Here is a 21,325-nt window from a genome sequence, read left to right on the forward strand (position 1 = left end):
CACGATGACGCCATTTCTTAAACAAGTTGCAGAAGATTTACTGCATCGCTTCGGCGATGACCTGAAAGACATTGCTGTGGTGCTGCCCAACAAGCGGCCGGCGGTGTTTCTCCGGAAATACCTGGCTGGCCTTCATGGCAAGCCCCTTTGGAGCCCGCAGTTTTTTACCGTGCAGGAGTTCTTCGCCCAAAGTACGACGGCATCACAAGCCAGTCCGCTTACCCAGTTTTTTGTCCTCCACCGCCTGCACAACCAACTGCTGCGGGAAGAGGGCCGGCCTGAGGAAACACCTGATGAATTTTACCCGCTGGCGGAGACCATACTCAGTGATTTTGCCCAGCTCGACTACGAGCTGGTGCCCCCTGCCGAAGTATATGCCGAATTGCGGGATATCGCACTGCTCCAGCAGCGATTCCCGCATTTATCTACCGAACAGCAGCGGTTTATGCAGCAATTCTGGGATTCGTTTTCAGCCGGCAAACAAACCGCCGTGCAGCAGCAGTTTCTCCAGCTTTGGGGGCGGTTGCCCCAACTATATCTCCGGTTTAAGGCGGAACTGGCCAACCGGCAGCTGATCACTACCGCCGGCATCTACCGCGCCCTGGCCGAAGGCACCGCACCTGCCGGGGATTTCATCCGGGATTACCGGCAGGCTGCATTCGTTGGGTTCAATGCGCTCAACAATTGTGAGGCTACACTCTTTACCCAATGGCAGAAACAGGAAAAGGCCCTCTTTTATTTTGACGCAGACGCGTATTACGCGGACGACCCGCTGCAGGAAGCTGGTATGTTCCTCCGACGCAACATCGTCCAGTATGGCTTGCACAATGCGCTGGGCGATTTTCCCGCCGAACTGGGTTCGCGGAATGAGCCGATCGACATGGTGGCGGCTTCGGGCAGCGTCGCCCAGGCCAAATGGCTTTCTACGCAACTGCAAAATGACCCTGCGGCCAGCGCATCGCCTTCCCGGACAGCCATCATCCTTGCCGATGAAGGGTTGCTTATTCCGGTATTGCAAAGCCTGCCCGACGGAACCCCTTTCAACATCACCATGGGCTATCCGCTGATGCAGTCGCCGCTCTTCGGACTGATTGACCTGTGGCTCACCATCCAACAATATCTCGATGGCAACCACGGGCGGTACGTGCACCACCTGGATGTGGCCGCCGTATTGGCGCACCCGCTGACCGGTGTCGCATCCGCCGAGCGGCAGCAGCTTCAGCAGGCCATCCACGAAAATGAATGGCTGGACGTGCCTGTTGCGGCGTTGCAGCTGACGACCGGCGCCTTTGCGGAGTTCTTTGTCCCGCAGGAAGGGGGTACCGCAGTGCTGCAGGCGCTGCACCGGTTGCTGGAGGGGTTGCTGCAACAGCGCCAGGACAACCGCACGCTGCGGCACCTGGAAGCGTCGCTCATGCTGGCAACCAAAAAGGCGCTCAACCTGCTACAGGAAGGGCTGGCCGACTATACGGAACTGTCGGTTTCCTTTCTTTGCCTGCTCATCCGCAAAGCGCTCCAAAGCGTATCGGCCCCGATTGAGGGTGAACCCCTGAACGGGATACAGATTATGGGGTTGCTGGAAAGCCGGTGCCTCGACTTTGATGAAGTATACATCATCGGTGCCAACGAAGGCACGTTGCCGAAAATCACCCTGGGTAACACCTTTATCCCCGATTCCATCCGCCGTGCACACGGACTGCCCGTGCTCGAAAACCAGGATGCGCTATCGGCCTACCTGTTTTACCGCCTGCTGCACACGCCACGGCGCATCACCTTTGTCTACAACCAGGTTGTAGACGACCGCAGCAGCGGCGAGGTAAGCCGTTTTGTACGGCAGCTGGCCTTTGAAAGCCGCTTCTCTTTCCGCCCGGTCATTCACCAGCAGCCGGTAAAGGCAATACCTGCATCCCCCATGCTCCGTATCGCCAAAACCGGAGCGGTATGGAATAAACTGCTCAAGTATCTCGACGCCTCGGACCCCGGACGCTTAAGGCTGTCGGCCACCGCATTTACTACCTATGTCCAGTCGCCATTGCTGTTTTTCCTAAAATATGTGGCCGACATCAAGGAGCCCCCGAAAATGGCCGAAGAGTTTGAAATGAACAGGCTGGGCACGGTGGTGCATGGAGCCATGCAGCACATTTACGAGGACCTGCGTGACCGGGGGGACCGGATAGACGCGGAAAGTATCCGCGGAAAACTGGCTGAGGTGCCCGCAATATGCCTGGCGGCACTCTCGGAAGCTACCTACGGAAGCCCCGGTAAAATAACCGCGCCGAACAGCATGCAGCGTATCCTGCTTAAGATCGCGGCGGAGTATACCACGCTCTTCCTGCTGCACGACGCCAACGAGGTTGCGCCGTTCCGGATCATTGAACTGGAGAATGGCCAGGATTATACCTTGGATATTCCCATTACTGTAAACGGGAGCGCATATACCGTACGCCTTTACGGCATTATCGACCGAGTGGATGAGGTAGCTGGAAAAATCCGCATTGTGGACTATAAAACCGGTCGGGATGAGGTGAAATTCCATAGTGAAGAAGCCCTCTTCGCCCCCGCATCCGAAAAGAGCAATAAGGCCCTGCTGCAAACCCTGTTTTATACCTATATCTACGAACAGGTAACCGGGAGGACGGGCATTGAACCCCATTTGTATGTTGCCCGCAGGCTACGCCGGGAAGGTTCGCTCTTTTATCGGAGCGGCCGCGGCCGCATTACCATGCAGGATGAATTCCTGGAAAGTTTAAAGGATGGGTTTTCCGGTTTCCTCCGGGAAACCCTTGAAGAACTGTTTAACCCTGAAATACCGTTCGCCAACAATCCACAGGCGCCGCTATTCGATGGCGATCCCTACAGTGAATTCATCGGCCGTGCGGCAGCATTGGAAGACGAGTAAGCGGTTTGCCTAAGCGGTGGCCTGCCGGATGGCCAGCTGCTGGGCCACTTTCCCCGCGATGTCAACGAAAGCATGAGCCACGGGATTATCTTCATCCATCACCACAGGCAGGCCGCTGTCGCCGGCGTCGCTGATGCTTTTTACCAGCGGTATTTCGCCAAGGAACGGTGCGCTGTACCGTTCGGCCAGTTGTTTCCCGCCATCTTTTCCGAAGATGTAATACCGATGGTCGGGGAGCTCCGCCGGTGTAAAATAGGCCATGTTTTCGACTACGCCAAGCAGGGGAATGTTAATGGCATCCATCAGGAACATGCCGATGCCTTTGACCGCATCGGCAAGTGCCACCTGCTGGGGCGTGGTTACCACCACGGCACCGGCGATGGGAAATCCCTGGGCTACGGTAATGTGTACGTCGCCCGTTCCGGGGGGCAGGTCAACCACCAGGTAATCCAGTTCACCCCAGTCCGCGTCATTGAACAACTGCTTAACAGCGGTGCTTACCATCGGGCCACGCCAGGGAATGGCCTGGTTCGGGTCGGTAAAGAAGCCGATGGACAGCAGTTTTATTCCGTATTTTTCAATCGGCTCAATTTTTGTTTTCCCGTCGGGTGTCTTCGAGGCCCTGGGCCTTGCCCCTTCCAGTCCGAACATAATGGGGAGCGAAGGGCCATAGATATCGGCGTCAACCAGTCCTGTTTTTGCGCCGGTAGCACTCAGTGCCAGCGCCAGGTTGGCGGCAACGGTGGATTTGCCAACCCCGCCCTTGCCGGAGGCGACGAGGATAATGTTTTTAATGTTGGGCAGCTGGTTACTCCCCAGACCAACCACGTTGGATGTCATATTGATTTCGACGGCAATCGTCTTGTCCACAAACAGGGCGATGGCGTTCCGGCAGGCGTGTTCGATATGGCCCTTTAAGGGGCAGGCGGGGGTGGTGAGCACCACGTCGAAACGAATGGTTGTCGGCGTAATTTCGACATTGCGTATCATGTTCAGCGTAACCAGGTCCTTTTTCAGGTCCGGTTCCTCTACGTGGCTCAGTGCGTGCAGTACTTGTTCTTTCGTGATCATTATTCCAACCCGGGTTTATGCACACAAAACTACGCAAACATCCACACAAACTTGTCATGGCTTTGTTTTTAATAATAATTATGCCGTATTTTATGCAATGGATACACCCGTCAGGATATGAACAATTGGTTTAGCAGGTTCTTAACTAAAATCACCAAAAAACAGCTCATCATTGCGGGTATCGTTGCGGGCGTATTGCTGGTTGCGGGTGTCATCGCATTTGCCGTAATCTACCATAAACGGGAAAACCTGCTGACTGCTGCCCTGGCCCGGATACAGTCGACCATGGCCGAGCGGTACCAGGTCGACCTGGCCATTGATACCGCGTATTTTTCGGGGCTGAGTACCGTCACGTTTCAGGGCGTTACATTGACGCCGCAGGGACGGGAGCAGCTGATGAAAGTCAGGGACATGTCGGTGCGCGTGCGGTTATTTCCGCTGTTGGCGGGAAACATCAAGTTCGGTCAGCTGCGCATCTATGATACCGACCTTACGCTGGTCAAGAAAGACAGCATAAGCAACTATGATTTCATCTTCCGCAAAGCGGATAGCACCGCGGCGGAGCCGGAAGCGAAAGCTCGCCCCGCGGTAAGCCTCGCCCAGGCGGCGAACCGCATGCTCAATGATGTTCTTTACAAGATTCCGAAGGACATGGAGTTGCGGAATTTTTCATTCTCGTACCGCGACGACAGTACACACCAGTATATCCGTATTCCAAAAGCGGACGTAGACCGCGGCAGCCTCAGCTCGGCGGTATTTCTCAATGATAACAGCGCGGCCTGGCAGGTGACCGGCACGCTGAACCCCGACCGGCGGCAGCTGGCCATTAAGGTGCACGCCAACGGCAAACGGATCGCCATCCCGTTGCTGGAGCGCAAATTCGGACTGAAACTGAGTTTTGACACCCTGGAGACACGCCTCCGTGACGTATTCTGGACGAATAATGAACTCCTGCATTTCACGGGGGAATGGGCGGTAAAAAACCTGACCATCAACCACCGGCGCATCGCAGAGGAAGACATCGTTTTCCCCGATGCCCATATGGATGCGGAGCTGATCGTGGGCAACAACCACATAGAGCTAGCTAAAAAAACGGCTGTTACGGTTAAAAAGCTGACCGTGCACCCCTATATCCGGTATACAGCCGCACCCAATGAGACGTATGCGCTGGGTATTGAAACACCCGAGATGGAAGCCCAGGATCTGTTTGATGCCTTCCCGAAAGGGCTGTTCACCGCATTGGAGGGTATCCGCGTGTCAGGCAAAATCCAGTATCACCTGGACGCTTTTTTGGATACCAGCAACCCCGACAGCGTACGGTTCAACTCCAGCATGATGCAGGAGAATTTCAAGGTGAACGCGTGGGGGAATGCCAACATTCCAAAAATCAACACGACATTTGTCTATACACCGTACGAGAATGAAAAACCCGTCCGGGATATTATTGTTGGTCCTGAAAATCCGGATTTTACACCGATCGGCCAAATATCGCCTTACCTTAAGAACGCCATCCTTACAACGGAGGACCCCTCGTTTTACAGCCATAACGGATTCGTGGAGGAAGCCATCAGGACATCGATCGCAACCAATTACAAGGCGCGGTCATTCAAACGGGGTGGGAGCACGATTTCGATGCAACTGGTAAAAAACGTATACCTCAACCGAAACAAAACCATGGTACGGAAGCTGGAGGAGATCCTCATCGTTTGGCTCATGGAAAGTACCCGGGCTGTCAGCAAAGACCGGATGTACGAGGTATACCTGAACATTATTGAATGGGGCCGGAATGTATACGGCATTGGCGAAGCCGCCCGGTATTATTTCAGCAAACAGCCTTCGCAGCTGACCCTTGGCGAGAGCATTTACCTGGCCAGTATTGTGCCCCGCCCAAAGACGGGCCTATACGCATTTACGTATTATGGCGGACTCAAACCCTATATTTCAAGTTATTTCCGCTACATCGGAAACATCATGGCACGGCGCGGATTGGCCCCGGCGGATTCAACCGGCAGTTATGGGTTTTACGCCGTGAATGTACGGGAATCGCTGCGGCCGGACAAACCGGCATCGGCGGATACATTACAGCTGCAGATGCCCCAGCGCAATTTTGACGGTGAGTTGGAAGAGATCCGCGGGCTACTCGACCGGATCTTCGGACCGGGCGACCCGGAAGCGGAGCCCCAGTAAAATGCCGCATGAGCTGCCCGCCGCACAACGGGACAGTTGAAGGGCTCATGCGAAAAGCATAGTAAAGTGGTTTCCTTGATACTGCTGAAAGACAGGCACCCATCAATAAACAACGGCGAAGCATCCATTGATGTAATCAAATGAAGATGAATTAATAATTTTTTAAATGAAAATAACGATTGACCAGAAACAGTTTGAGCGGTTGATTGACTATCACCAGATCAAGAAGCGGATCCGGCTCATCGGTATTCAGCTGAATGTTACCTACGAAAACCAACACCCCGTTTTTATCGGGGTGCTGAATGGCTGCTTTATGTTTATGGCCGACTTAATGAAGCAGATCCATATTGCATGCGAGCTTTCTTTCGTGAAGCTGGCATCCTATACCGGTACGGAACGCCAGGCACGGGTAAAGGAACTGATTGGCCTGGAGATGGATTTGGCCGGGCGTGACGTCGTGATCGTGGAAGATGTGGTGGACTCCGGAAACTCCCTGAAACATACGCTGGATATTATCCGGGCTCAACAGCCCAGGTCGGTCGCCGTATGCACCCTGCTGCTTAAACCGGATGCGCTGGTGCACCAATTTGATAACATCGCCTATGTGGGCTTCGAGATAGCCAACGATTTTGTGATTGGCTACGGGCTGGATTACAACGGCGCAGGGCGGACATTCCCGGATATCTACCGGGAAACAAGGGGGTAATTTCCGGAAGGTCGCGCATAGCTACTCCGCTTCACTGAGCGGGTCCCAAAAAACACGGCTAAAATCGGTCACCTGATCATCAACAATGGTGATTCCCTCGTTTTCAAGCAGCTGCTGCATCAGCGTAGGGCTGCCGAAAGCCATTTTACCACTTAAAACGCCTATCCGGTTGACCACCCGGTGGGCGGGAATGGGCGGGTTGGCACGGTGCGCCGCACGCATGGCATAGCCCACCATGCGGGAGGAGCCTGCCGTACCCAACGCGCGGGCTATTGCGCCATAGGACGTTACCCGTCCTTCGGGAATCTGCCGGACCACTTGGTATACCTGCTCAAAAAAATTGTCGTCTTGCTGCATACTGACAAATATACTGGTTTCCGGATGCTTCTCCATGATGGGTGAAGCGGCAGCTTTTCACATCGGGGCCATCCACGCAAAGCGGCAGGGCCGCGGGCTCTCGCGCTTTGCGCTACTGCGTGAAATTATTTCGCATTCTGATCAATTCGCGCTAATTTTACGGCCATGTCGAAGCCAGGTCAATGATGCAGCGGTTTTTTCTTTTTTTCCTGATCACCATGGGGCTGGGTTTTGCACCCCATTTGGTACAGGGTGCACCACTTACGGCAGTACAGCAGCCATCGGTAAGGGACTCGCTGCGCCAGGCGGCGTTGCTGGAAAAATTGCGGCTGGCCGATTCCATACGGCAGGTACAGGATTCCCTCACCATGCAGTATATCGGGTTACCCGATCCTGATCGGCCAAACCACTTTGCCGATAGCCTGCGGGACGTGCTGGTGGTAAAGAACGGGGATTTTATGGGCTGGATCGCCTTTACAAACCGCTTGGCAGCCCAACTTAAACCGGGTAATGACCGGGCAGGGAGGGATCCGTGGGTGATCGTTACCATTGGCCTGCTGTTCCTGTTTCTGGGCATTGTACGCTTGGCTTTTCCCAATGAGGTGATGTCCATTATTCAGGCGTTCTATAACGACCGCATGCTTATGCAGATCAATAAGGAAGATACGCTGTACAGCTCCTGGCCGTTTATCTTTCTGTATATTTTATTTGGTTTTGTGACGGGTATGTTCCTGTACCACTATAACTTATATTACCTGGGACATGCCCGTGCACATGGTGTGAATGTCTTTCTGGGTATATCGCTGTTCGTCATCGTACTCTTTGTACTCAAAATTATTGTTACCCGCCTGCTGGGCTTCGTGTTTGATCTGCAGCGCATGGTCAGGGAATATGTCGCGGTATTATACCTCAGCTATTTTAATGCGGCACTGGTGTTCCTTCCCATTGTACTGGCGCTGAGCCTCCTCCCCGTCCGCGACATGCTCTGGGTGATCCCGGTTAGCCTCATACTGGTACTTGCATTGTTGATATTCCGGTTTGTGAAAACGGCAAACAACTTATTGGGCAGTTACCGATTTTCTAAATTTTATTTATTTATGTATCTTTGCTGCCTCGAAATCGCTCCGGTACTCATCTTAATAAAAGTACTTGATAAATAATGTAAGCAGCATGCAAGTGTCAGACGCAGATAGAGCAAAGAAAGTAAAAAGCATATTAGTAACACTGCCTAAGCCAGAGAACGACAAATCTCCTTATTTTGCCCTGGCGCAGAAATATAACCTGAAACTGGATTTCCGGGCGTTTATTCATGTAGAGGGGGTGCCGGCCCGCGAAGTACGCAAAGAGCGGATTAACCTGGCTGATTTCACGGCGGTTATTTTTACGAGCCGCAATGCGGCAGACCATTTTTTCCGCGTCTGTGAAGAAATGCGGTATGAGGTTCCCGCCGACATGAAGTATTTCTGTCTTTCGGAGACCATCGCGCTTTACCTTCAAAAATACATTCAGTACCGGAAACGCAAGATTTTCTTTGGCAAGCAATCGGCTAAAGACCTGGCGGATGTGCTAAAGAAACACGCAAAGGAAAAATTTCTATACCCCTGTTCGGATGTGGCCAACGAAGAAACACATAATTGGCTGCAGGAAAATGGCTATGACTTTACGCCGGCGGTTTTATTCCGTACAGTGGTCAGCGACCTTTCCGACTTAAAGGACGTTTTTTACGACATCATTGTGTTCTTTAGCCCTTCGAGCGTCCAGTCCTTATATGAGAACTTTCCTGATTTCAAACAGAACGATACCCGGCTTGCGGCCTTCGGCCCAACTACCCACCAGGCCCTCCTGGACCGGGATCTGATTTTGGATATTCCGGCACCCACACCAGATGCGCCGAGCATGACTATGGCCGTGGAACAATATATCAAACAGGTAAACAAATAGCTGCGGGCACCCGTTTCTTTTCAAACCTTATTCAGTCTGCCCCAACCAGGCAGGGGAAAAGCACCGTTTTCAAAATATATTTGTCTATTTTGAGGAAATACAACTACTTTTTATAAATTTATGGCCGCTTAGCAGCGTGCCACCAGATGCTAATGTGAAAAGAACAATCCGGAATTGATTGATTTTTGTGTGGCAGCATAGGCGAAATGGCCTTAGGTAACCGATGAGACAATGGCTGGTCCGGGGCTGTCGTGCGGTTGGATTAAAGTAAAAAGCTAAAGGCTAACCAAAAGAAAATGATTTATTCATAAATCTACCATATAATAACAAAATATGAATAAAAGACATTTACCTATACTGTTTCTTATCGCGCTGGCGTTGTTCTCGGCCAGCTGCAGCAGATCAGGAGGTGGAGAGCTGGTTGGCGTGCGACGCGATCAGTTAAAAACCAGTAAAGTACCTTACGGCATGGTACTGATTCCCGGCGGTACGTTTATTATGGGGCAGTCCGATGAAGACATTACGTTTGCGCAGGTTGCACAGAACCGGCAAGTGACCATTTCGTCGTTTTACATGGATGAAACCGAGATCTCCAACAGTGAATACCGGCAGTTCGTGAATTGGGTACGCGATTCGTTGCTGATCTACAACTACCTGCAGGATGACAGTTATTTCGTTCAGGTGGAAGGCACCAACGAACGCTATATCGACTGGGATAGGGTAAACGGAAGCCGAAGGTCGCTGTGGAATTCCCGTGATCAGGCTGTACGGGAACGCACACGCCAGATGTACTACCAGGGTGATGACCGGGTTTTCGGTAAAGATGAACTGGATGTCCGCCTACTGCGTTACCACTACGAGTGGTACGACCTGCGCGCGGCGACTGCCGCTAAAAATGATCCAACCAAAACACGGTCAGACTTCATCCGGCGGGATACCATTCTGGTATATCCGGATACCACCGTATGGCTGAACGATTTTAGCTACGCGCAAAACGAGCCGATGGTCGAGGGCTATTTCTCCCATCCGTCCTTTGACGAGTATCCCGTTGTAGGGGTAACATGGCGGCAGGCACACGCGTTTAACACCTGGCGCTCCAGGCTATTTGAGAATTTTGAAAGAAGCCGGAAATCCACCCGCAGGGAAATCCGCCAACCGTATATGCTTCCGTCGGAAGCCGAATGGGAATATGCCGCCCGCGGGGGCAGGATCGGGTCGCAATATCCTTGGGGCGGTCCGTCGGCCCGCAACGCCAAAGGCTGCCTGATGGCTAATTTTAAACCCAGCAGGGGAAATTATATTGATGACGGTGCGGCATACACTGCTCCCGTTTATTCCTACTTCCCCAACGATTTCGGGCTGTACAATATGGCGGGAAACGTGGCGGAATGGACGTCCTCGACATTTAATGAATCGGCCTCTTCTTTTGTGCACGACATGAACCCGACGTATCGGTATGACGCCACTGCCGGCGATCCCGAATCGCTGAAACGCAAGGTGGTTCGCGGCGGTTCGTGGAAAGACATCGGCTATTTTCTGCAAAATTCGGCGCGTGCGTATGAATATCAGGATACCGCCAAATCATACATCGGATTCCGCAGTGTATCTGCCTATCCGGGCGTAGACCCGATGAATAATTAACGGAATAAATCTAGCTAACGAAAAGACGAAATATACCATGGCAAAAAAAGGTAAATTCAAAGTAGGCATTAACAATGTGGTTTCCTGGGGAGCAACCGTTGTGATCATCGGGCTCATGGCCAAGTTACAGCACTGGCCGTGGGGCGACTGGATGATTGTGGTGGGACTGGGTACTGAGGCTTTCCTTTTCCTTATTCTGGGCTTCCAGCGGGAGGGAGATGACGTCGACTGGACACGGGTGTACCCTGAACTGGCGGAAGATTATGACGGTGAATTACCAAAAACTACCACCCGGCCCGCACCGGTTGCCAACATTGGCCATACGGCGGCGCTGGATAAAATGTTACAGGATGCCAAAATAAGTCCGGACCTGATCGGTAACCTCGGGGACGGCCTCCGTTCGTTCGGGGATAAGGTCTCGGCCATATCCAATGTATCGGATGCATCACTGGCCACAGCGCAGTTTACGGAAAAAGTAAAAAGCGCTACCAGCGGATTTGACCAGTTAAATGTTGCCTTTGAAAAGGCCTCTGCCGATCTGGCTAGCATTGGTGGCGCCAGTACCGACGCGAAAACCTACCAGGAACAAGTAGGGAAGCTGGCCAGCAACTTACAGCAGCTGAATGCCGTATATGAACTGGAACTGAACGAGTCGGGCCAAAAGCTCAAAACCATTACCCAGCATTACGATAGCATTGCAGAAACGTTGAAGAATTTCAATGACTCCGCAGCAGATACACAACAGCTCAGGGAGCAGGTAAGCCACCTGAATAAAAACCTGGCTTCGCTCAACGCCATTTATGGAAACATGCTGGCCGCTATGAATCAGCCCCGTGTGTAATTTACATTTTTAAACACCGACAACCATTTAAAAAAGGGATTACACGATGGCAGCAGGAAAACAGACGCCGAGGCAACGAATGATGGGGATTCTTTACCTCGTATTGCTGGGATTGGTGGCATTGAACGTAAGTGATTCAGTACTCGATGCCTTCCGGAATCTCGCAACGAGCCTGGGCACTTCCACGCAAAATACACAGACCACGATTGACAACATGTTCAGCGCCTTCAAGGCTACTAAGCTGAAAGACGAGCCGGAACGGGCCAAACCGATTCTTGGCCGCGCAGAACAGGCCAGCCAGCTGGCGAATAGCCTGACCGGCTACATCGATTCGCTCCAGCAGCTGCTCGAAAACGAGGGCGGTGGTTATAATGAATCCACCGGCGACCTGCAAAAAAGGGACAATCTCAGTATCAGTCCGCGTCTCATGATCAAGGATAACGAGAAACGGGCGGAAAAATTACGCGCCCGCATCAGCGATACCCGGACACGGTTACAGGAGCTCTCCAATAATGAAGTTGGTTTTTCCCTGGATGCGCAGGATCCACCGGCCCGCGGAGGCATTAAAAAATCATGGGAACAGGCTAATTTTGGCGACGGCATACCGCTTACGGCAGCCGTGACCGCACTGGAGAAAATACGGGCAGACGTAAAAAACGCGGAAGCAGCAGTAGTGAAGCATGTTTTTGGGGAAATGGATATGGCCATTGTTAACCTCGACCGCTTTGCGGCGGTGGCCGTTGCTCCGTCCTCCTATATTATACAGGGCCAGCCTTATACGGCAAAGGTTTTCCTGACGGCTTATGACTCCAAGTCCAACCCGGAAATTATTATAGGCGGTAGCCCGCTTCCCGTTGTTGACGGTCAGGCCACCTATACAGTAAATACGTCGCGGGAAGGCGTGTTTGACTGGACGGGTACCATTCGTGTGCAGCAGACCGACGGAACGGTAAAGGAATACCAGACTGCGCCGCAGACATACCAGGTAGCCCGGCCATCGGCCGTGGTTTCACCTGATGCGATGAACGTGCTGTATATCGGTGTAGACAATCCGATTTCCGTATCTGCCCCGGGTATTCCAAAAGAAAGCCTAGCCGTAAGCGGCCAGGGAGCCACGGTTGCCGGTTCCGCCGGTAAATACGTAGCGCGGGTAACACAGCCGGGCACCGCCCGCATCAGCGTATCCGCACGGATTGGCGAACAAACACAGTCGTTAGGGACTACGGAATTCCGCGTAAAACGCATTCCTGCGCCACAGGCGCGGGTAGCAGGCCGCTCGGGCGGTACGGTAGCGGCCGCACAGATCCGGGGACAGAACCGCATTTTCGCGGGGCTGGAAGATTTTGAGTTTGACGCCAAATTTAACATTTCCCGCTTTTCCATGCTGGTACAGAAGCCCCGGGTTGACCCGATGGGCCCTTATCAGGGCACGAACGGGACATTTTCCGGCCCGATGCAAAATGCGCTAAGCACCATCTCACCGGGCTCTTTCGTGTTCTTTTATAATATCATAGCCGTAGGGCCGGATGGCCTGCAGCAGGAATTGGACCCCATATCGTTCCGGGTCAATTAAAAAGGAGGTTAGGATGAACAGGTATTATAGCTTTTTAGCACTGATGCTGCTGGGTACGGCAGCGATGGCCCAACAGGAAAACCTATCGAACAGTACCACGCCGATTGAAGTGGAGGAACCTCCTGTTGATGGCTATTACGTAAAGTCGGACATTTTAGACAGGGAAGTAGTACCATATGCCAATATCCGGCCAACCGACGTTGCCTACGTAAAGCGGGTTTGGCGGGAGTTCGACCTGCGGGAAAAGATGAACCTGATTTACGCATCCCCCAAATCGCGGCTGATTGATGTGATCATGGAAGCCGTAATGGCGGGTGAGCTTACGGCGTACGACCCTACGCCGACCCCCGATGATCCCACGGGTGATAGCTTCAAAACTCGTCTTTCACCCGACCAGGTGATGGGCCGTTTCGGATCAGACAGTACATTGGTGGAAGAATACGATGCAGAAGGCAATGTGATTGCCTCCCGATTCGAGGCGACTGCGTTCAACCCGGACGATGTGGTGCGATTCCGCATCAAGGAAGATTGGATATTTGATAAACAGCGCTCCGTATTTGAACCCCGTATTATTGGCATTGCTCCGCTTGTAACCCCGAAAATGGATGAAATTACCGGCGATAGCGGGGTGAGTGACGATGCATTGGCCGGTTTGGACCAGGTGCCGGAGATCGAAGGGTTAACCACCGGCAATGATGCCGCGGCAATCGCTGCGGATGCCTACCCCGCATTCTGGATCTATTTTCCAGAGGCCAGGCACATTTTTGTCAATAAGGAAGTGGCTTCCCGCCACAATGACGCGACCGGCCTTAGCTATGACGATGTCTTTATCAAACGTCTTTTTGCCAGTTACATCGTAAAACAGTCCAATCCTGAAGACCTCCGCATCCGGGATTATGTGGATAACGGGATCGATCGTCTGTATGAAGCAGAGCGTATAAAAAAGGAACTTGTCGATTTCGAACAGGACCTTTGGTCTTACTGATATAATCGGTCAACAAGACAAAATAAAAAGCGTTAAAGGTTTGATTGTAAACTCGTTAACGCTTTTTTATTTTTTGGCACGTTAATCGTAGTGTTGCCAATATAATGCAAATGTAAAATTAAATAGACACCGGTACAGTTGGGAAAGATTTCCTAAGTTTGTACTATTGTATATAACAATATTGGTTTATTATCAACTATTAAGTCGTGCAACTCAAAAAAGTAGAAAAGATCTCCGGAATTAGCTCGGCTGACTTTATTAAGGATTATTTTAATAAGGGTATTCCTGTAATTATGGACGATTTCGTACGTAAGGACAGTCCGGCCTGGACCAAATGGAACTATGACTATTTCAAGGAAATAGCCGGAGACGCCATGATTTCGCTACACGGCAAGGAAGATGCATCCAATGACCGAGCGGCCAGTGCACCTGTCGCCAAAATGAAGTTTGGTGAATACCTGGATACGATTGAACGCGGGCCAACGGACCTGCGTATCTTTCTTTTCAATTTAATGAAGCTCAAACCTGAGCTTAACCACGACTTGATTTATAACGATGTCACCGGAGGAAAAGTACTGAAGTGGCTGCCATATCTCTTTTTCGGAGGAGAAGGCTCAAGCACCCGGAACCATTTTGACATCGACATGTCCCACGTATTCATCACCCAGTACAAAGGGGTAAAGAAAATCTGGCTGTTCCCGCTGGAGCAATCCGATTTAATGTATAAACTGCCTTACAATTTCCACAGCATTGCGAACCTGAAGGCCCCGGATTATGAAAAATTCCCGGCGTTAAAATACCTCAACGGTTACGAAGCGGAGATCCATCCGGGTGAGACCCTGTTTATGCCTTCCGGATGGTGGCATTACATCCAGTATGCAACGGAAGGATATTCCATCAGCGTACGGGCGCTTCCTTCCAAAGTTTATGACAAATGGCGGGGATTCCGGAACCTCGTGATTACGCGGAATTTTGATAATACCATGCGCAAGATCTTCAAAGACCGCTGGTTTCATTATAAAATTAATGCGGCGAACAGACGGGCGGAAAAAGCGTTAAAGAAAGTCAGGTAATTCAGCGGTTTGCGGGAAGTACGCTTCCGTACCGTTCAATCCATAATGGAAAAATTCGCTACATTAATTAATGGCAATAAACCGGTACTGGTCGATTTCTTCGCGACCTGGTGCGGTCCATGCCAGCTGATGCCGCCGATCCTGGATCAGGTTAAAGCGGCTGTCGGCGACCAGGCGGTCATTATCAAAATCGACGTGGACCGCAACCCTGCCGTCGCATCGAAATACGGTATCCGCGGCGTCCCGACCTTAATTCTTTTCAAAAACGGTGAAATTAAGTGGCGGCAGAGCGGGGTTGTTCAGGCACGCGAATTAACACAGGTAATCACATCAAACCAAACAACATGAAACGGTTCGCATTCAGTCTGCTGGCAATAGCCTTGCCTTTTTTTCTGTGGGCCCAGGAACCGGCCAAAACGGTGCAGGCCGATCGGTTTGTCCATTATATGGATAGTTTGGATACCTACCAGCTGGTGGATGTCCGGACGAGTGCCGAATTTAAGGAAGGCCACATTACCGGGGCCAGGCAGCTCGACTTCAACAAAGCGTCATTTGAGCGCCGGGTCAGCCGGCTCGACCGCAATCAGCCGGTGTTGCTTTATTGCAGGACAGGCAAGCGCAGCCACCGGGCGGCACAGCTGCTGGAACAGCTGGGATTCCGGGAAATCATTGAGCTGGATGGAGGCATTACCGCCTGGAAAGAGGGCGGTCATGACCTGCAGGTCAAGCAATGACAGGCTGATGGAAAAATCGCACGGATATATTGCGATTGCCATCAGCCGGCCGTAACTTCGTATTATGTATTTTTTCAGAAAAAAAGACCCCAGTCGACCCCACAGTTTTAATCTCAAGGTCATGCATGTAATCAATGCTACGGCAATCATTCTGTTTTTGCTGGCCATTTTATACAAGATTGTGGAGTATCTCTTTTTCAAGTAATTTTCGGTAAGTTTCTATTTCATGAAAACAGTTATCAATACACCGCAGGCGCCTGCCCCCATCGGGCCGTATAACCAAGCCGTTCTGGCCGGAAATCACCTATATGTGTCGGGGCAGATTGCATTATCACCGGAAACAGGTGAGTTAACCGGGGGCACGGTGACCGATGAGGCCCGTCAGGTGCTCAAAAACCTTGACGCTGTGCTCACAGCTGCCGGGTACACATTTGCAGATGTGATGAAAACAACCATTTTTTTGCGTGACATGGATGATTTTTCGGCAGTCAACACGATATATGGCGAATACTTTACGGAAAATGCCCCTGCCCGTGAAACGGTGGCTGTGGCGGGGCTGCCCAAAAATGTACGTGTCGAAATTTCGTTGATTGCCTGGAAGGCTTAATTGCCGGTCAGCCTGTTCCCGGCAGGTATCCGGGTGCCCGTCATGGAGCAGTATTCCCGTATAACCGGAATGCACTTCGGAAAGTTTTGCATAAATTCGCATAAACTAACGTGTACTGCCGGCACCAGAGCCACCCGCTGTAATTGGTGGTTTACCAGCGGGCACGTTTTAACAGGAAAACCTTATAGTGATACCATTCAGCACCATAACTCCCATTGAATATTTAAAAGGGGTCGGTCCCAGCCGTGCTGAAGTACTCAAGTCCGAATTAAGCATCTATACATTTGGCGATCTGCTGCGGCATTATCCATTCCGGCACATTGACCGTACGCAGTTGCATAAAATCACCCAGCTCAAACCCGAAATGGCTGCAGCGCAGGTAATCGGACGGCTGGTACAGCTGGAAGAAAGAGGGGAACGGCGTGGAAAACGGCTGGTGGGTCAATTTATGGACGACACCGGCACTATGGAGCTGGTGTGGTTCCAGCACATTGGGTGGCTCAGAAAAACACTAACCGTTGGTGCACCTTATATCATCTACGGCAAGCCTACTATTTTTAATAACCAGCTTTCCATGACCCACCCGGAAATGGAAAGCTACCTTCCGGGATCCAAAAACGCAGGCAATATGAGCCTGCAGCCAGTATATAACTCAACTGAAAAACTGAAGAAATTTTCGCTGGACAGCAAAGGTATCCAGAAATTACAGGTCGCCCTGTTGGAGGCAATTGCTGCACAGCTCCGTGAAACGCTTCCTGAATACCTGCTGCGCCGGCACGGGCTAATGCCGTTACCACAGGCACTCGAGGCCATTCATTTTCCTGCCAACCAGCAGGTGCTGCGCCATGCTATCCACCGGCTCAAATTCGATGAATTGTTTTTTATCCAGTTGAAGCTGCTAAAGAATAAACTGCTGAACACCCAGCGCTTCAAGGGGCACCAGTTTGATTCGGTAGGAGAAAAGTTTAACCAGTTTTACCATGAAAGGTTGCCGTTTGATTTAACGAATGCGCAAAAACGTGTCATTAGGGAAATCCGTCGGGATACGGCCTCGGGGGCACAGATGAACCGCCTTGTTCAGGGCGATGTAGGTAGCGGAAAAACAGTGGTGGCCTTAATGAGCATGCTGCTGGCTACCGATAACGGCCTGCAGGCCTGCCTCATGGCACCCACAGAAATTCTGGCCCAGCAACATTACCACAGCATCAAAAAATTATTGGGCGAAGGGATCGCTTCGGTGCAGCTGCTTACCGGTTCTACAGCCAGGAAAGATCGCCGGATTATCCATACACAGCTGGAGGATGGTTCGTTATCGCTTCTGGTGGGTACGCATGCATTAATCGAGGATGCCGTGAAATTTAAGAATCTCGGGCTTGTGGTTATCGATGAGCAGCATCGTTTCGGCGTAGAACAACGTGCGAAACTGTGGCGCAAGAATGATATCCCGCCCCACATGCTGGTCATGACGGCTACGCCGATTCCGCGTACCCTGGCAATGACCCTTTACGGGGATCTTGACAGCTCCGTGATCGATGAGCTGCCGGCAGGGCGCAAACCCATTAAAACGACGCACCTGTATGAACATAGCCGGCTCCGGATGTTTGGCCTGATGAAAGACGAGATCACCAAAGGCAGCCAGGTATATATCGTATACCCGCTCATTAAGGAAAGCGAAAAAATGGACCTGCTGTACCTGGAAGCCGGTCTGGAGACGCTACAGCAGGAATTTCCGTTACCCCGGTACCGCATCAGCGTCGTCCACGGGAAGATGCCTGTCAAGGACAAAGAGTTTGAGATGCAGCGGTTTATCCGGGGGGAGACGCAGATTATGGTGGCAACCACGGTCATCGAAGTGGGAGTGGATGTACCTAATGCTTCGGTGATGGTCATCGAAAATGCGGAACGCTTCGGCCTGTCGCAGCTGCACCAGCTGCGTGGGCGGGTGGGACGCGGGGCGGCACAGTCCTATTGTGTCCTCATGTCTGGAAATAAGTTAACCAAAGAAAGTAAGCTTCGGCTGGAGACCATGGTCCGTACGAATGACGGCTTTGAAATTGCAGAAGTGGATTTGCAGCTTCGCGGTCCCGGTGACCTGGCCGGCACTCAGCAGAGCGGCGTGCTGGATCTCAAACTAGCCGACCTGACCACTGACCAGGCCTTGCTGACCGAGGTACGCAGCAGCGTAATCGAGGTGTTCCGTAATGATCCACAGCTGGACAACAGCGAGCATATACTACTCCGGGATTACCTTTTCCGAAGGGAAGCCGGTATTCAGTGGGAGAAAATATCGTAAGTGCAAAACCTTGTAAATGTGCCAAACAATTATTTACTTGCAGGCACATACGGCATAATGGAAAATCATTCAGCGGAAAATGGCAAGCAATACGCCCTGATTACCGGGGCCAGCCAGGGGCTTGGAAAGGCCTTCGCGCTGGAACTGGCCAGAAGAAAGTTTCACCTCATCCTGGTCAGCCTGCCGAATGAAGGGCTGCCTTTTGTAGCCAATCAGGTAGCCGAGCTGGGACAGGAAGCCCACGTTTTTGAAACGGACCTGACCCAGAAGGAAAATATTGTGGCGCTGGCCAACTGGGTAAATACCCATTTTCCATTGTATGTACTCATCAATAACGCCGGATGCGGAGGAACACAGAGTTTCCAGGATGTATCCATTGATTACCTGGACCGCATTATCCAGCTCAACATCAGGGCGACTTCACTGCTTACCCATCAGTTGTTATCCAACCTAATCAAACGCAACCAGGCGTTTGTACTTAACGTGGGTAGCGTGGCGGCTTATAGCCCCCTCGGTTACAAAACCGTTTACCCCGCTTCCAAGGCTTTTGTACATAATTTTACCCGGGGGCTGTATCAGGAGTTTGCCGGTAGCAATGTATTTTTCAGCGTAGTCAATCCCGGACCGATGATGACCAATGCCGACTCATCCGCCCGATTGCAAAAGCAGGGATTATTTGCCTCTATGGGATTGCTACCCCCCGAAAAGGTGGCGGAAATTGCCATCCGGCAGTTGTTTCGGCGGGATACGTTGATCATGCTCAACTGGGCCAATAAGCTTACCTGGATGGTAATGAAGTTTTTGCCGGTCTATATCCGGTTGCCCTTACTTACCAATGCCATCAAAAAAGAAATTAACCGCACATGAATGTACTGGTCACCGGAGCCAATGGGTTGTTGGCCACCAACATCATCGTCCAGCTACTTGCCCAGGACTACGGGGTAACCGGACTGATCCGGGATCCGCGCAAGTTCCTCCTGCCCGCTCATCCAAAGCTCCAATTAATACCCGGCGATATTACCGATAGCACATGTGTCATGCGCGCGGCAGCGAATTGCGATTACATCATCCACTGCGCAGCCACTACCAGTCAAAACCTGCTGCGGTATGCCGATTATTCGCTGATTAACGTTACCGGCACGGAACATATTATCCAGGCTGCGATAGCGAACGGCATTAAGCGAGTGGTTTACGTTGGTACGGCAAATACATTTGGCTACGGATCGCTGACGGCCCCCGGGGACGAGACCTTGCCGCCCCGTGAACCGTTTGCCAGCGCATGGTACGCTAAAAGCAAGCTGGAGGGGCAGCACGTGGCATTGGCTGCTACGGGGACTATTGAAGTCGTGGTCGTAAGCCCGACCTTTATGCTCGGTCCTTATGATGGCAAGCCAAGTTCAGGGGCAATTATCCGTATGGGATATGGCAAGCGGGTTGTCTTTCATCCGCCCGGTGGAAAAAATTTCGTACATGTCGACGATGTTGCCCGTGGAACCGTGGAAGCATTGACGGCCGGAAAAAGCGGGGAAGCCTACCTGTTGGCTGGTGAAAACCTGAGCTACCGGCAGTTTTTCTCCCTGTTAGCACAACAGGCAAACCAGCGGACGCTGCTGGTGTGCCTGCCTAAACCGTTGCTGATCAGCATAGGCTATATCGGCGATCTGCTGCGGGCAGTAGGCATAAAGACGGCCCTGTCATCCACCAATATGAAGATTCTTTGTGTGCATAACTATTATACGAACAGGAAGGCACGGCAAGCGCTACACATCAGCTTCCACCCGGTTACGCAGGCGATTGACGACGCCGTTGACTGGTTTAAGAAACAAAAAATGCTCTAAAGGCATTGCCAGGCACAGGGCTACCCGGATTTCCGCTGCCGGAATTTCTTATACCATTTGACGGCGACCATGAGCATAATGGCCAGTAGTAGGAGGCCGATTACACCATAAATCCAATTAACCGCGCTTTTAAGTACAACGGCAAAAACGATGGCAAATAACAATACCGTTGCCAGTTCATTCCACATCCTCAACCGGTTGGATGTCCAGCTGCTCTGCTCCGATTTCAATTGGTACATGATCCGCTGGCAAACAAAATGGTAGCCAATGAGTCCCAATACAAAAACAAGCTTCACATGCAGCCAACCTGCGTGAAGCAAGCCCGGGGCATCAACCAACATAGTCAAACCGGCCAAAACGGCCAGGTACATGGATGGGGTAGTAATGATCCACCACAGTTTGTGTTCCATTACCATAAACTGCCGGTGCAATACGGCGTATTCCTCCGGTTTTTTTTGCCGCGCCTCGGTATGGTAGATGAATAGCCTGACGATGTAAAATAAGCCAGCCATCCAGCAGATGACGAAGATGATGTGTATGGCTTTAGCGTAAAGGTATATCATCATTACCTGTATTTAT

20 protein-coding genes are annotated in these 21,325 nt (G+C 51.7%); 17 read left to right on the forward strand and 3 right to left on the reverse strand.

All coding sequences use genetic code 11. The annotated features are described in order from the left end of the window. Positions 1-4 precede the first annotated feature (4 nt). Complete coding sequence (locus NEV57_RS11080) at positions 5-2,899, forward strand: PD-(D/E)XK nuclease family protein (protein WP_257658396.1); 2,895 nt, start codon at positions 5-7, stop codon at positions 2,897-2,899. A gap of 9 nt (positions 2,900-2,908) precedes the next feature. Here NEV57_RS11080 and NEV57_RS11085 read toward each other — a convergent pair whose 3' ends face one another. Next, positions 2,909-3,970, reverse strand: coding sequence for an Mrp/NBP35 family ATP-binding protein (locus NEV57_RS11085; RefSeq protein ID WP_257658397.1), 1,062 nt, complete (start codon positions 3,968-3,970; stop codon positions 2,909-2,911). A 117-nt stretch (positions 3,971-4,087) separates the two neighbouring features. Here NEV57_RS11085 and NEV57_RS11090 point away from each other — a divergent pair, with 117 nt between their 5' ends. Continuing rightward, positions 4,088-6,157: a transglycosylase domain-containing protein gene (locus NEV57_RS11090; protein WP_257658398.1), complete on the forward strand. Its 2,070-nt coding sequence runs from the start codon at positions 4,088-4,090 to the stop codon at positions 6,155-6,157. Positions 6,158-6,323: 166 nt separating this feature from the next. Then, entirely contained in the window at positions 6,324-6,863 is a 540-nt protein-coding gene (gene hpt, locus NEV57_RS11095; RefSeq protein ID WP_257658399.1) for a hypoxanthine phosphoribosyltransferase, read from the forward strand. 21 nt (positions 6,864-6,884) lie between these two features. Here hpt and NEV57_RS11100 read toward each other — a convergent pair whose 3' ends face one another. Further along, entirely contained in the window at positions 6,885-7,256 is a 372-nt protein-coding gene (locus NEV57_RS11100) for an MGMT family protein (RefSeq protein ID WP_257658400.1), read from the reverse strand. A gap of 146 nt (positions 7,257-7,402) precedes the next feature. On the opposite strand from NEV57_RS11100, the gene NEV57_RS11105 reads away from it, so the two are divergent. From NEV57_RS11105 to NEV57_RS11165, 14 genes are all read left to right on the forward strand, one after another. Beyond that, positions 7,403-8,380, forward strand: coding sequence for a DUF4271 domain-containing protein (locus NEV57_RS11105; protein WP_257658401.1), 978 nt, complete (start codon positions 7,403-7,405; stop codon positions 8,378-8,380). Positions 8,381-8,390: 10 nt separating this feature from the next. Next, positions 8,391-9,161 carry a uroporphyrinogen-III synthase gene (locus NEV57_RS11110; RefSeq protein ID WP_257658402.1) on the forward strand — a complete coding sequence of 257 codons (771 nt, stop codon included), beginning with the start codon at positions 8,391-8,393 and terminating at the stop codon, positions 9,159-9,161. Positions 9,162-9,494: 333 nt separating this feature from the next. Continuing rightward, on the forward strand, positions 9,495-10,802 hold the full coding sequence (porK, locus tag NEV57_RS11115) for a T9SS ring complex lipoprotein PorK/GldK (protein WP_257658403.1): 1,308 nt from the start codon (positions 9,495-9,497) through the stop codon (positions 10,800-10,802). A gap of 37 nt (positions 10,803-10,839) precedes the next feature. After that, complete coding sequence (gene porL / locus NEV57_RS11120) at positions 10,840-11,643, forward strand: type IX secretion system motor protein PorL/GldL (protein WP_257658404.1); 804 nt, start codon at positions 10,840-10,842, stop codon at positions 11,641-11,643. A gap of 46 nt (positions 11,644-11,689) precedes the next feature. Then, complete coding sequence (gene porM, locus NEV57_RS11125) at positions 11,690-13,216, forward strand: type IX secretion system motor protein PorM/GldM (protein WP_257658405.1); 1,527 nt, start codon at positions 11,690-11,692, stop codon at positions 13,214-13,216. Positions 13,217-13,229: 13 nt separating this feature from the next. Next, entirely contained in the window at positions 13,230-14,201 is a 972-nt protein-coding gene (locus tag NEV57_RS11130) for a gliding motility protein GldN (RefSeq protein ID WP_257658406.1), read from the forward strand. A 206-nt stretch (positions 14,202-14,407) separates the two neighbouring features. Next, complete coding sequence (locus NEV57_RS11135; RefSeq protein WP_257658407.1) at positions 14,408-15,274, forward strand: cupin-like domain-containing protein; 867 nt, start codon at positions 14,408-14,410, stop codon at positions 15,272-15,274. Positions 15,275-15,319: 45 nt separating this feature from the next. Then, positions 15,320-15,622 carry a thioredoxin gene (gene trxA / locus NEV57_RS11140; protein WP_257658408.1) on the forward strand — a complete coding sequence of 101 codons (303 nt, stop codon included), beginning with the start codon at positions 15,320-15,322 and terminating at the stop codon, positions 15,620-15,622. Continuing rightward, the gene (locus NEV57_RS11145) at positions 15,619-16,008 is read left to right on the forward strand and encodes a rhodanese-like domain-containing protein (protein WP_257658409.1); all 390 of its coding nucleotides are present in this window, start codon (positions 15,619-15,621) and stop codon (positions 16,006-16,008) included. The genes trxA and NEV57_RS11145 overlap by 4 nt, the downstream gene beginning before the upstream one ends. Positions 16,009-16,072: 64 nt before the next feature. Next, positions 16,073-16,213 (forward strand): DUF6728 family protein, encoded by a 141-nt coding sequence (locus NEV57_RS15735; protein WP_307876431.1) that lies wholly within the window; start codon positions 16,073-16,075, stop codon positions 16,211-16,213. A gap of 21 nt (positions 16,214-16,234) precedes the next feature. Beyond that, positions 16,235-16,615, forward strand: coding sequence for a RidA family protein (locus tag NEV57_RS11150; protein ID WP_257658410.1), 381 nt, complete (start codon positions 16,235-16,237; stop codon positions 16,613-16,615). Between the two features lie 187 nt (positions 16,616-16,802). Then, positions 16,803-18,908, forward strand: coding sequence for an ATP-dependent DNA helicase RecG (gene recG, locus NEV57_RS11155; protein ID WP_257658411.1), 2,106 nt, complete (start codon positions 16,803-16,805; stop codon positions 18,906-18,908). 57 nt (positions 18,909-18,965) lie between these two features. Further along, positions 18,966-19,775, forward strand: a complete 810-nt coding sequence (locus tag NEV57_RS11160) for an SDR family NAD(P)-dependent oxidoreductase (RefSeq protein WP_257658412.1) — start codon at positions 18,966-18,968, stop codon at positions 19,773-19,775. After that, positions 19,772-20,746: an NAD-dependent epimerase/dehydratase family protein gene (locus NEV57_RS11165; protein WP_257658413.1), complete on the forward strand. Its 975-nt coding sequence runs from the start codon at positions 19,772-19,774 to the stop codon at positions 20,744-20,746. Before NEV57_RS11160 ends, NEV57_RS11165 begins: the two co-directional genes overlap by 4 nt. Before the next feature lie 20 nt (positions 20,747-20,766). Here the strand turns inward: NEV57_RS11165 and NEV57_RS11170 are convergent, their stop codons facing one another. After that, the gene (locus tag NEV57_RS11170; protein ID WP_257658727.1) at positions 20,767-21,309 is read right to left on the reverse strand and encodes a CopD family protein; all 543 of its coding nucleotides are present in this window, start codon (positions 21,307-21,309) and stop codon (positions 20,767-20,769) included. Positions 21,310-21,325 lie beyond the last annotated feature (16 nt).

This window comes from Parapedobacter lycopersici (genome assembly GCF_024643285.1).
GTDB classification, from domain to species: Bacteria; Bacteroidota; Bacteroidia; order Sphingobacteriales; family Sphingobacteriaceae; genus Parapedobacter; species Parapedobacter lycopersici.